This window comes from Anaerosolibacter carboniphilus (genome assembly GCF_014205875.1).
GTDB classification, from domain to species: domain Bacteria; phylum Bacillota; class Clostridia; order Peptostreptococcales; family Thermotaleaceae; genus Anaerosolibacter; species Anaerosolibacter carboniphilus.
Window position 1 is genome coordinate 162,836 of sequence record NZ_JACHEN010000003.1, and the last position, 12,302, is coordinate 175,137.

Sequence of the window (12,302 nt, forward strand, 5' to 3'; positions counted from 1 at the left end):
TTTATATTTCTTCAACTTTCTAATATGCGGTCACCTCCCAACAAGCATAAAAATAGACCTGCATCAAGCAAGCCTTATCATTCTATCCATACGAGAAACAGAGCCAACTTTGGCACTGTCCTCTTTTACTATTTAGTTGTGTTCTAGCAATAGGATTGCAAGCGCAATTTCTGCATCCTCATCCACAGGTTCAATGTCCCAGCCCCGGTCATAATTTGCAATAATCTTTCCGTTACGTTTAAGCATCAGCTTAGAGATGCGTCCTTCGTCAATTCCAAATTCCGAGCCTTTCTCATAGCACTTTACCCAATAATGGATGATACTGTCATGAACTTTGATGCTACCTTCTTTCCACATGGCTTTATTCCTCCTTACCGGTCAGAATGAACCTGGAATAAGCCCCAATGTTATCTGCAAGGTAAAGAAGCAACTCGTCATATCCTTCCCTTAGAGCGATTTCCTGTACTTTTCGTACATCAAACATATTGGTTTCACCTGTTTCACGAATAGCATGAATCTGTTGTTTTATCTTATCTGTCATCGTGAATCCTCCTGCACAGGTCTTCGCCAAAAGCGACTGAGAGGCTGGAGCCTGAATCCCAACGCACCATAATAGAACCAATATCGTCTACTCCTACAACTGTTCCTTTTGTACCAATCTTTGGAGCTTGAATATCATCCATCTTTAATAGTTCTACTCGACATCCAGCAGGGTACTTCTCACGAAGGTTTAGCAGTTGTTCTTTACTGATTATCCTCATTTTTTACTCCTCCTTTGAATGCCGCAGAACCGGTTAGATTTCTGAGCAATATTTTTCGTTCTTCTTTATACTCTTTTCCAATAAATTCAAGGCGGAGCAAAAAGCATCTAAATGCGTATTTTTCATTTGGGATTTCCTTTTCTTTTGCAGTAATGCGTTTCTGGTTTCTTGCCATCTCGCAAAGCGCAGAAATAAAATGGTTGTAAGCCTTAACCTCTTCTGGTGTTGGTATTTCTTTAAACCATGGGAATGAAACTTCATCTTCAGAAATTTCAACAGGTAAGTCTTCTGCCTCAAGTGCATGACGGATAAGATCGCCTTTTGCCTCAATAATCGCTTTTAGGTTTTCAAGTGCCTTTTCTGTAAAGCTACTCCTTGGCATTGATACATAAAGGCTTAAAGCCTCACTGTCTGCGGTTTGTTTGCCCTCAGTGACGTTAATTTGCTCCTCTGCGATAAAACCCTCCCTTGCCAAACACTGGGCTACGTTTTCGATTTCTTCGCTGTCTGCCTTATCACTAAATTCAAGACTCCCATTTTTGTCGATGATAAAGGCATCCACCTCGTAAGCCATGCTGGGCATTCCAAGGTACTTTGCTTTAACACCTGTGATGTCGCTAAGTGCTGTGACTAACCTCTTTCGCTCTGACCCTGTTACGTTATAATTAATGATCATGTACAAAACCTCCTTTGTTTTGGTATGTACATATATCACTCTAAAACACTTATTTATCAAGCTTTTTATCGCTAATTTAGAATAGAAACATGGATTAAGTATTTCCTTCTAATTGTGTATACCAAACAATGCCAGACAGCACAAAACATACATTTGGAAGGGCTACTCCGTTGCCCCACATCTTATATTCAGCAGAATCAGAATGCGGATTCTTTAGCCACTTAGATATTTGCTTTAGTGTCTTGGCTTTTGAATAACTGCCGGTCACTTTACGGTGTGTTTCAAATATGTCATACCAGGTGCGAAGGTCATCCATCGTTGGGTTTTCTATCCCTAAATCACTACACCACCAATCGGGGAAACCCTGCAGCCTTGCACACTCTGTTGGTGTCAGCCTTCTGACTGTGTATTCTATACCGTCATTACCATTAATAAGCGGTGGATCTTTATAATCTGTGGCAACTAAAGTATTAGCAAGTTCTTTCTCGGCATTTGTAAAAAATGATGCCTTACTTGATGAGTAGGTAGGAGTTGCCACTGCACTGGGACCCTGTGCATTCAGTGTTGAACTTATCCCATCTTCTGTAATCCCAAGATTTCTAGCATAATTTTGACCACAGTTGAAAGACTCCCTATCAATCGCATAAACGACAGCGTGCTTATCTACAGTATTTAAAGTAAAGCTGACTTCCTCGTTAACACCATCTCCTCGTGGGCCATTCTTGTCATCTCTGCCTATCATAGAGCCTTGCAAGGCATAACTTTCTACCACAGCAATACCACCTTGATTGCTATCCGGAGCATTGCCTGACGTATCAATGGTTCTTGCCGTATCACTTTCATAGACATTTGAACGTGCATTGATTGTTCCTTCTGAGGTAAATCGCACATCGTAGGTCTTAGGATTTTCCACAACAAATGGCTGATTGTTGCCGCCTGTTCCATAAGTAGCAGAAATAGTTGGTGCAACATCAATCGGCCCACTAAAACGAGTATCCTTTCCGTGATTATCAAAAACAGCCGAGTCCATAACAAAAGGTGGATGATTTGACTTAGCACGTAGGGTACAAGTGATATCCTTTGTCACATCCATACGATTACCGCCCTGGTCATTTAAGCAGATTGTGCCTGCCTCTCCAGTGCTGTCTGCAATATAGCTGGCAGTACCTTGCCACGAGCGGATGCTCTCCTTAGAATACCCAGACAAGCCTTCTGACTTAAATAGTATTTCTCCGGCACCCCCACCCGCAAAATCTGCGACAAGGAAGATTCGTTTTCTTCGTTGGGGAACTCCCCAGTATTGAGCATCCAGCACTCGCCAGGCAAGGGAGAAATGATCTCCCACGATACTTCCTGCTTGTTTCCATTTATCAGTTTTAGGAATTGATATGGTTTCATCTTCGATGTGGCAGATGCCTTCAAGGACGCATCTGAAATCTTCTCCTTTGTTTGATGAGAACGCTCCAAGCACGTTTTCCCAGACGATATATCTTGGCTTTTTGCCATCTGTTGCACACCTCATTTCTTTTACGATTCGGATGGCTTCATAAAAAAGACTTGAACGTCTCCCATCCAAGCCATCACGCTTACCTGCTATGGATAAATCTTGGCAAGGGGAGCCAAAGGTAATAATATCTACTGGCTCTATCTTGCTGCCATCCATGCAAGAAATATCTCCATAATGTTTGATAAAAGGCAGCCTTTTGGTTGTCACCCTAATAGGAAACGGTTCAATCTCCGATGCCCATACTGGGGTAATACCGGAAATTAAACCGCCTAAAGGAAAACCGCCCGAGCCGTCAAAAAGACTGCCTAGGGTCAGTTTATTCATTGGCTACCTCCAATTCATCGTATCTATAACTGAGTCCATCCCTTTGAACACTTACTTCTTTTGATGTCCCGACTTGCCCAATATAGCGTTTTACAATAACATCACAGAATTTCTCATCTAGTTCCACTGTGTAGCAAATACGCTCTGACTGCTCACAAGCAATTAATGTACTTCCACTTCCACCAAAGGGATCGAGTACAATTGTGTTACTCATAGAGGAATTCAAAATAGGATAGGCAAGAAGAGGAATTGGTTTCATCGTAGGATGATCACCATTTCTCTTTGGTTTATCAAACTCCCATATGGTAGTTTCTTTTCTTCCCGTATACCACTGATGTCTTCCTTTCTTCTTCCAACCATAAAGCACTGGTTCGTGTTGCCATTGATATGGTGAACGTCCAAGTACAAGGGAGTCCTTTTTCCATATACAGCAACCGGATAAATAAAAACCGGCATCCGAGAAGGCTTTTCTAAAATTAAACCCTTCGGTGTCGGCATGAAATACATAGATGGAGGCATCGTCTGCTAATGCTTCTTCAATATTGATGAAAGCATCTAAGAGGAATTGATAAAAGGCATCATTTGTCATATGATCGTTTTTGATTTTCCCTGCAGAGCCTTCATAATTTACGTTGTAGGGAGGGTCTGTCACACACAAATTAGCCTTGTTTTTATTCATCAGCACATCATAGGTTTCTTTCACCGTGGAGTCACCACATACTAGCCTGTGCCTACCTAGCGTCCATACGTCACCAAATTTGCTGATTGCAGGCTTTTTTAATTCTTCATCCACATCAAAGTCATCATCGTGAATTCCATCTTTGATGGTATCTTTAAATAAGTCATCCAGTTCTTTAGGATCAAATCCAGTAAGCGAAACATCAAAATCTGCACCTTGTAAATCAGCAATCAAAAGGGCAAGCTTATCCTTATCCCAATCACCGCTAATTTTATTTAGAGCGATATTGAGGGCTTTTTCCTTTTCCTCATCCATCTCAATGATGACGCATTCGACTTCTGATATACCCATATCAATGAGTACCTTAAGTCTTTGATGGCCACCTACAACATTGCCTGTCACCTTATTCCAGATAACCGGCTCCACATATCCAAACTGCTCAATCGAGCGTTTCAGCTTTTCATACTCTGCATCACCTGGCTTTAAATCTTTACGAGGATTGTATTTAGCAGGAAGCAGGTCTTTTGTATTCTTTTTTTCAATCAACATACCTTTTTACCGCCTCCCTTAGTTCTTTATAGCAATCTAAAAACTCCCAAGAATGCAATCCATATCTGAAATGACCGTAGGTAGCAGTATCCGCATAAATGACATCGGTCAGCCTTAACTTTTCGATAATTGCTGCAGGTCTAAGATTAAATACTTCTTGAACCGCACTACAAAGGATACTTTCAGCAACTTTGCCTGTTCCAAATGTATCAATCTCCACAGCAACTGGATCTGCTTTTCCAATCGCATAAGAAATGGCAACCTGGCATCGTTCTGCATACCCACACCAAATAATGTTCTTTGCGATGGCTCTTGCCATATAGGCACCACTGCGATCCACTTTTGTCGGGTCTTTACCGGAAAAAGCACCGCCCCCGTGGGATGCAATGCCGCCGTATGTGTCTACCATTATTTTTCTTCCTGTCAATCCTGTATCAGCGGCAGGTCCACCTTCCACAAAGCGCCCGCTTGGATTAATGAGTATCTCCGTTTCATCATCAAATGGATATTTTTCAAAGACAGGCCAAAGCACCTGAGAGATGATTTCATTTTTTAAATCATTTAAGTCTTTATCAGCACCGTGCTGAAGGGAAACAACAATGGTCTTGATTCGCTTTGGCTTATCATCTTTATACTCTACTGTAACTTGTGCCTTACCATCTGGACCGATGTTTTTAATAACACCATTCTTCATAACTTTATCCAGCTTTTCACAGATAGCATGAGATAGAACAAGAGGTAACGGCAACTTCTCACTTGTTTCATTGGTGGCATAGCCATAAACTGTGCCTTGATCTCCTGCACCTAGCATGGAATACCAGGAAGTATCGCCTTCACGGGATTCCAAGGCTCTATCAACACCACCTGCGATATCTTTGCTTTGCTGATGTACATGGACAAACACGAGAAACTTTCTTGGATTGTAGCCGACATCAGTTAGAACATTACGAACTACTCGTTTGATATCAATTTTCTTTGAACAGGTAATCTCACCGGCAACAATGATACGTCCTTTGGTTGCCATCACCTCGCAGGCCACACGAGAGGATTTATCTTTTCTCAAACACGCATCTAAGATGCTGTCAGAGATTAGGTCACACAATTTATCGGGATGCCCTTTACACACACTTTCACAAGTTCTATATTTTTTCATTATCATTTTCCTTTCCTAGCAGATAATAACCGCTCCATTAAATCATCTTGTGGACTTCTGCCACCAAACTCTACAGAGCAGTTTTCTTTTACAATCTGGTAAATCTGATACCAACACTGATTTACTTGTTTCATGTATTCACGGCTCATAGCAACATACGGTGATGCTATGGCTGCTGATGTAGTAGGATGTTTTGCAAGAAATCCATATTCTGAAATACACTCCTCGCACTGAATCCAACGAGAAACACTCATGGCATATTGCTCGATCAGCTGGTTGTTTACTAACATTTCGCAGCTACGATCCTTTAACCATTTATATGTTTCTATATAAATATCTTCTGCACAGAGGTCTTTACCGTTTTTCTGAGTCGCCTTTAGATAATCTTTTACTGGAGGAACATCCGTGCCTTCCATTTCTGCTGGCTCCGGTAGTACTTGAGCCCCGTTTAATCTGCCGTCAGTAATTTTATCTGTTAGAGCTTTTGACTTTCTTCCTGCGCCAACACGCTGGCCACCTCTTGCTGTACCGTCCTTTGCCATTTTTCCACCTCACTTTTCTAAAAGTCTTTAATACCCCCTTTGATTTCTGATTTTTACACGCAAGACCCCAGGCCGTTGTCCGCCATAAGAGGTCTAGAGATTTGACCTCCCCCTTGGCTCAGCTACGAATCTGTCGATCACCGAGTTCTAAATGAATCTTGTTGTGACAGGATTTACATAAGGACATCAAATTACTTCTATCGTGTGTACCACCTTGAGAGACAGGGAGGATGTGATGCACTTCATCAGTGGGAGTTAGTCTTCCATCCTCTTTACACATCTCACACAGGGGATGTTCTCGTGCATATCTGTCACGGATTCTTTTCCAGGCTCTGCCGTATTTCTTATTAACATCACTTGACCGTTGGTACTTGTCATAGCGCCTACGCTCTTCTACTCGATGGTCTTCACAGTACTGGCCATCGGTTAAGTTGGGACAGCCTGGTGTACTGCATGGTCGTTTTGGTTTTCTTGGCATCATATCACCTCGCTTTCTGGGCATAGAAAAAGCCCTGCAGGGTATGACCCACAAGGCTTAGTAAGTATTCTATCTTGCTGATTATAATGTAACATAAAGATGAGGTGCTTATCTCTGCTCAAAAGTGCTCATTGCTGTTCAACATTTGAATAACAATTGGATTTTCAGGTACGACAACGTGATTTAAGGCATTGCCATGCCATCTGCGAATGGTACTCTTATCAGCATTCAGCTCATCACCGATTTGCTCCCAGGTAAAGTTATGAACGTAGCGGTAACGTAACACCATGCGTTCATCGATATCCGTTACTTTATTAATCACATCTCGAATCTCTGCTTTAAGTGCTACAAGATGATCTACCTCATCATTAATCTTGATTTGTAGTTCTTCAATTCGCTCAAGGTATCTGACAAACAAAGCATCGGTATGCCGTTGTGTTTGTATTCTCTCGCCCCAGCTGGGGGAGGAAACACTGGTCGATAATTCCCTCAGCCTTTCCATTTCCTCAATGTTTGATTGGATTCGTTTGTCTAGCCTGTAGGCTTGGTGTAAATATTCTTTTGCTTTCATTTCTCGCTCACCTCCGCTTGTAGCTTTTTGATTAGGATTTCTCCATCAACAGAGGTAAGTTCTCTATACCAATCAGAGCGGAAGAACCTCTCCACCTCGTTTTTCAAATCTTGTGCAGGTCCATACTTTGGACGCTTTTTTAGTTTCTTTAAGGCTGTCCGATAATCCTTAACAGCCATTAAAATGATGGCATTGGCTAAGTTTTGATAAGGTTCTGTCATCGCATCACCTCTAAATTTGCCTTTACCGCATCAATCAAGGCATCTTGAGTTTTCTCTTTTTTTGTGAGTGCAAGCAGTACGTCTTCATCGATGGTGTTTTTGGTGATGATGTGGTGAACAATAACTGTATCCTTTTGACCCTGCCTATAAAGTCTTGCATTAGTTTGTTGATACAGCTCTAGTGACCAGGTCAGACCAAACCAGATAAGCGTTGAACCGCCGCTTTGAAGATTAAGACCATGACCGGCACTGACCGGATGAATAACAGCAATGGGGATCTTTCCATCATTCCAAGCCTCAATATCCTTTGATGACTGAATCTGTCTGACTGGAAATCGCTCTTTAATCCGTTCTAAATCATGCTTATACCAATAAGCAACAAGGACTGGTTTCCCATTTGCTCCTTCGATTAAATCTTCCAAGGCATCTAGCTTTTTGTCATGAATCACATGAGCTTTATTTTCGCTATCGTATACTGCACCATTTGCCATCTGTAGCAGTTTTCCAGAAAGGACTGCCGCATTAACAGCATCAATTTCTTCATCACCTAAGTTAGCCACCATGTCTTCCTTAAAATCTGAATAGACTTTCCATTCTTTTTCACTTAAAGTGACAAACACTTCATTACTGACATATTCAGGCATCTTGAGATAATCGGTAGATTTCATAGAAATGGTGATGTCTGATATTTGTTTGTAGATTTCCTCTTCAGCACCGGGCAGTGGTTTATATGAAAATATAATCTGTGCGTTTCTCTTATCTGGCTTAAAATAGGTGTTTCGGTAATGGCTAATGTAGCGTCCCAGCCTTTGACCTAAATCAAGAATTCGAAACTCTGCCCATAAATCCATCAATCCATTACTGGAGGGAGTACCGGTAAGACCGACTATTCTTTTTACAGAGGGTCTTACTTTAAGTAGACTTTTAAACCGCTTTGCACCATAGGACTTAAAGGATGACAGCTCATCAATGACCACCATATCAAAGTGAAAAGGAATACCACTTTTATGAACCAGCCAATCCACGTTCTCACGGTTGATAATGTATAGCGTGGATTGTTTCTTGAGAGCATCGATTCTTTCTTTTTCAGTTCCCACTGCCACCGAGTAAGAGAGCCCTTTTAAATGATCCCACTTATTGATTTCTGCAGGCCATGTATCCCTTGCTACTCTTAAAGGAGCAATGACTAACACCTTGCAAACGAGAAAACTATCCAAGCAAAGGTCAAATATTGCCGATAAGGTAATCACACTTTTACCAAGACCCATTTCAAGAAAAACTGCAGATATGGGATGGGATAAAATAAAATCTGTTGCATAGCTTTGGTATTCATGTGGATTGTATTTCACTGAGTATCCCTCCAATCTGGTCTACACTGTCCAAGCAATACACCGAAAAACCTAATGCCTCCAGTTGTTTCTTTCTTTTTTCTTGTATAGGGCGCATCTTTTTTCCCGTTGCTTTACACTCAACAAATGCCATTCTCCCCATAGGAAGTAGTACAATGCGATCTGGCACACCATCAACTCCTGGACTTACAAACTTTAGTGCAATACCTCCCATGTCTTTAACTGCTGCTACAAGTTTTTTCTCTATATATTTTTCTTGCATAATATCCTCCATAATTTTTATAAGGAACAACAGGTACAACTTTAACCGTTTTTTCCTATACGCGCGCATATACACGTCCACGATGCGTTACTACTACTATTTTTTTATTTATTACTAAGTAGTAAAAATCTTGTTCCTGTCATTCCCATAACGCTAAAGTATCGGTATTACCTAGGTTTTTAAGAGAACAACCATAGGAAACAACCATTGAACAAGGAACTAGCGTTACTCAATTCGCTCGTAACAACGTTGCTTGCCGTAGATTGGAAAATTGGTTGTTCCGTTCTTGTTCCCTTGATACTTGTTCCAGTCACTGATTTTCTTCATAATGCCTGCAATGGCATAAGAATCCGCAGGTTTCATAGTGGCGGCATCTTTACCAAAGCACTCGCACCAAATTTCCATATTGCAAACAAGGGTACGTTCTACCGTACCAACACGGGACTCCCCACCAAATTCACTACCGTTAAGGTAATTTCTACGCTCATATAAAGACATGGTGCTCCAGTCATCCGGCAAAAGAGTATCAAGATAAGTGCGAACAAGACCCTCGCGCTCATCACTTTCCATCGCATCAGCCTGTTCATTGGTAGCCAGTTGGACATCACTGCCTTCGAGATAGAGTTTTTCACCCCTCCCATAAAGCACTAGCGTTTCAGCCCATATCTGTTCCACATCATAAACCGACATTTGCCATGCCTTCTTTCTACTTTCACCATTAATACGCACCGGCCAGAACCTACGGTTACCGGTGATGTCTCTAAGAAATCCACTCTCTGCATTGGTTGAACCTACAATGATGCACTGACGAGGATGGCTTTCAACATTGACTCCATAACTGGCACGGTACTTATCATCAGACCTTGATATAAAAGATTTGACGACCTCCACATCAGTTTTTCGCATTCCAGCTAGTTCTCCAAGTTCTAAGATCCAGTATCCTTGGAGTTTCTCAGGTCCTGATTTATCTTTCATATCTGTGAGCGTCAAGCTATCGGAAAACCAATCGCCTGCAAGTTTTGCAAAGAAGGTTGATTTACCAATCCCCTGTGGACCATTAAGAATTAGTACGCTATCAAACTTTGTACCAGGATGATAAATACGTGCTACCGCCGCCACCATCATCTTTCTTGTAACGGCTCTGGTATATGAGTTATCTGCTGCATTAAAGTAATCAATAAGCAAGGTTTCAACTCTATCGATTCCATCCCAATCCGATAGATTATCAAGGTATTCCTTTATAGGGTGATAAGCTCTCTCTGCTGCCACAGCTATAGTCGCATCTTTTGTTTTAGTTGGAGCGTAAATTCCGTATCTATTGGAAAGGTACACCTTAAGGGCGGCATTATCCGAGTCATTCCAACCGCCTTTCATTTGATCCCAAGGCAGACCATTCCTTGCATCGATTCCATCACGGTGCTTATTAAAAGCAATGGATTCTAGTTCTGTGTCGTTACGGATGATAAGGACAATATTATCGAGGGTATCCTTAATCTTGCCCTGTTTGTCAAGTTCAAGGGCTGTTTGCCATGTATCATCTGTAAAATCAACCGTTGCTTGCTCCATACGCTCTTTAGCAAATTGCGCCTTCACTTCATCATCTTTAATGGCAAATTCACACATATTGATAAAAGATGGCCATTTACTTGGTGGTGTATTCTCTGATGCTCTATCATCTAAATTGCCAAACTTATGAATACGAACAAGGTCAAAGGCATTCAGCAATCTCCCGCTTGCAGGATCTGTTGCATGATGGGAGTATGCGAACTTATCATCATAGAGTATGACTCCAGCGCTTGAATCGGCTGGCATATAGTCATACCGGCCGACCATTGCTGAAGGTTCATAGACATTTTCCAAAAATTTATCAATTGCATCACTTACTGAATAAGTACGGCAAAATGTGCCAATCACACCTTCCTTAGAAAGCGGATCAGCCTGTTCTGTTAATGAACGTTCTATCACTTCAGATTGCCTAGAAGATACCGGCCAGGTACTTGTATCTCGCCAATCATCGTATTTATTTAGAAACTCATCGGGATCAAGGAGGGAGCCATCTTTTTCTTCATATACAAATACACCGTTTCTTGAAGTAGATGGCCAATACATCAATCTTTCCGGCTCATAGGTCGTGTCATCAAAAAGGTCAATGCCAATTTCCTTTGCTACCATACGGCTGACCGCAGCATATTCTTCTTCTCCCACATCACGGGAAAGAGGAATAATTAGTCTAAGCCTTGGATTTTCTGGAGTATGCTTATGGGTAGAATAGATGCAGCACTGGTAAGGGAAGAAGGTACAGATTTCTTCCCAAATACCACTTGTTCCATAATCCATATCGAGAGTTAACATAGATCGTGACAGCACATTTCCTTTTTTACGTCTGCCATCTTTTAAGTGACCACCAACAAAGCCGCCCACATCCTTAATGGAATCCTGTCCGCCTTTTCTCATTTTGCGATATTCTTCAACGGTTTCAGTAGTACGCTGTGTGGTCTTAACACGGGAACAGAAATCGTCCCAGCTAATATCGCTGTTTTTCCACTTTTTATCCATTCGGCTATTGCCGTATGCTATCTTCATAAAGCCTCTACCTCCTCAAAATCCTTATTGAAATATCTGACCAGTTGTCTACGTTTCTTTGCCTTTTCTATTTCAATACTCATGCCTTTTGAGATAACATCACCAAGTACCCAGACTTCCTGGCACTTGCCCATGAGGATGATGTCCATGAAAATAGCAAGATCACGTTCTTTCTCATTACTGTCATCCATGAAAGGGAATAGAAGGTGCGGGGTCAGCGGGATACATCCACGATTGAAAGCAAATTCTGCAAACTGAGTGGCTTTTAATACATTTTCCTTAACAGCTCCGTGAAAAGGGGCGCATATATAAACCAAAGGACGGAAGGCAGGTTTTGACGCTGCCTTTTCCTTTTTTACTATATTAGTTAGTGCTTCATGCGGAGTAGGGTCATAGTATCCTTCAGCATTGAATTTATTTATGTTCATCACAGCTACCTCCGGCTCTAATTTTTTTACTACATTCGCTACAATATACTGCAGTACCAAATAAATCACTTTCACCATCACCTAGGATTTCTGCAATATCCACCATTACTTCAACATCACACATCGGGCAGTGGCAAAAAACATTCTCATCTGTTATTTCCATGGATATCTCCATGGAATCATTCAATCTTTCTTTCACATAAAACATAGTAAGAGCCC

Annotated in this window: 16 protein-coding genes; all 16 read right to left on the reverse strand. The window is 41.5% G+C overall.

The genetic code is table 11. The annotated features are described in order from the left end of the window. Positions 1 to 132 precede the first annotated feature (132 nt). Positions 133 to 357 carry a DUF7678 domain-containing protein gene (locus HNQ80_RS03860; RefSeq protein WP_069980575.1) on the reverse strand — a complete coding sequence of 75 codons (225 nt, stop codon included), beginning with the start codon at positions 355 to 357 and terminating at the stop codon, positions 133 to 135. 4 nt (positions 358 to 361) lie between these two features. Continuing rightward, positions 362 to 541 (reverse strand): DUF5049 domain-containing protein, encoded by a 180-nt coding sequence (locus HNQ80_RS03865; protein WP_184308340.1) that lies wholly within the window; start codon positions 539 to 541, stop codon positions 362 to 364. After that, a complete protein-coding gene (locus HNQ80_RS03870) occupies positions 531 to 761 on the reverse strand; it encodes a DUF4314 domain-containing protein (RefSeq protein ID WP_110133559.1) in 231 nt (76 codons plus the stop codon). The genes HNQ80_RS03865 and HNQ80_RS03870 overlap by 11 nt, the downstream gene beginning before the upstream one ends. Next, positions 745 to 1,437 carry a virulence protein gene (locus HNQ80_RS03875; RefSeq protein WP_184308342.1) on the reverse strand — a complete coding sequence of 231 codons (693 nt, stop codon included), beginning with the start codon at positions 1,435 to 1,437 and terminating at the stop codon, positions 745 to 747. The genes HNQ80_RS03870 and HNQ80_RS03875 overlap by 17 nt, the downstream gene beginning before the upstream one ends. Before the next feature lie 94 nt (positions 1,438 to 1,531). Beyond that, positions 1,532 to 3,268 (reverse strand): DNA (cytosine-5-)-methyltransferase, encoded by a 1,737-nt coding sequence (dcm, locus tag HNQ80_RS03880; protein WP_184308344.1) that lies wholly within the window; start codon positions 3,266 to 3,268, stop codon positions 1,532 to 1,534. Beyond that, positions 3,261 to 4,496, reverse strand: coding sequence for a site-specific DNA-methyltransferase (locus tag HNQ80_RS03885; RefSeq protein WP_184308346.1), 1,236 nt, complete (start codon positions 4,494 to 4,496; stop codon positions 3,261 to 3,263). Before HNQ80_RS03885 ends, dcm begins: the two co-directional genes overlap by 8 nt. Then, complete coding sequence (metK, locus tag HNQ80_RS03890) at positions 4,486 to 5,649, reverse strand: methionine adenosyltransferase (protein ID WP_237729708.1); 1,164 nt, start codon at positions 5,647 to 5,649, stop codon at positions 4,486 to 4,488. The genes HNQ80_RS03885 and metK overlap by 11 nt, the downstream gene beginning before the upstream one ends. 2 nt (positions 5,650 to 5,651) lie before the next feature. Continuing rightward, positions 5,652 to 6,191 (reverse strand): P27 family phage terminase small subunit, encoded by a 540-nt coding sequence (locus tag HNQ80_RS03895; protein ID WP_184308349.1) that lies wholly within the window; start codon positions 6,189 to 6,191, stop codon positions 5,652 to 5,654. Between the two features lie 118 nt (positions 6,192 to 6,309). Continuing rightward, positions 6,310 to 6,669 (reverse strand): HNH endonuclease, encoded by a 360-nt coding sequence (locus HNQ80_RS03900; RefSeq protein ID WP_184308351.1) that lies wholly within the window; start codon positions 6,667 to 6,669, stop codon positions 6,310 to 6,312. A 118-nt stretch (positions 6,670 to 6,787) separates the two neighbouring features. Continuing rightward, entirely contained in the window at positions 6,788 to 7,240 is a 453-nt protein-coding gene (locus HNQ80_RS03905; RefSeq protein WP_018659555.1) for a DUF1492 domain-containing protein, read from the reverse strand. Next, positions 7,237 to 7,461 carry a hypothetical protein gene (locus tag HNQ80_RS03910; RefSeq protein WP_018659556.1) on the reverse strand — a complete coding sequence of 75 codons (225 nt, stop codon included), beginning with the start codon at positions 7,459 to 7,461 and terminating at the stop codon, positions 7,237 to 7,239. Before HNQ80_RS03910 ends, HNQ80_RS03905 begins: the two co-directional genes overlap by 4 nt. Further along, a complete protein-coding gene (locus tag HNQ80_RS03915; protein WP_184308353.1) occupies positions 7,458 to 8,810 on the reverse strand; it encodes a DEAD/DEAH box helicase in 1,353 nt (450 codons plus the stop codon). The genes HNQ80_RS03910 and HNQ80_RS03915 overlap by 4 nt, the downstream gene beginning before the upstream one ends. Next, positions 8,791 to 9,072, reverse strand: a complete 282-nt coding sequence (locus HNQ80_RS03920) for a VRR-NUC domain-containing protein (RefSeq protein ID WP_184308355.1) — start codon at positions 9,070 to 9,072, stop codon at positions 8,791 to 8,793. Before HNQ80_RS03920 ends, HNQ80_RS03915 begins: the two co-directional genes overlap by 20 nt. A 225-nt stretch (positions 9,073 to 9,297) precedes the next feature. Beyond that, the gene (locus tag HNQ80_RS03925) at positions 9,298 to 11,655 is read right to left on the reverse strand and encodes a virulence-associated E family protein (RefSeq protein ID WP_184308357.1); all 2,358 of its coding nucleotides are present in this window, start codon (positions 11,653 to 11,655) and stop codon (positions 9,298 to 9,300) included. Then, positions 11,652 to 12,083: a DUF7768 domain-containing protein gene (locus HNQ80_RS03930; protein ID WP_184308359.1), complete on the reverse strand. Its 432-nt coding sequence runs from the start codon at positions 12,081 to 12,083 to the stop codon at positions 11,652 to 11,654. The genes HNQ80_RS03925 and HNQ80_RS03930 overlap by 4 nt, the downstream gene beginning before the upstream one ends. Further along, positions 12,070 to 12,291: a hypothetical protein gene (locus HNQ80_RS03935; RefSeq protein ID WP_184308360.1), complete on the reverse strand. Its 222-nt coding sequence runs from the start codon at positions 12,289 to 12,291 to the stop codon at positions 12,070 to 12,072. Before HNQ80_RS03935 ends, HNQ80_RS03930 begins: the two co-directional genes overlap by 14 nt. Positions 12,292 to 12,302: the final 11 nt, after the last annotated feature.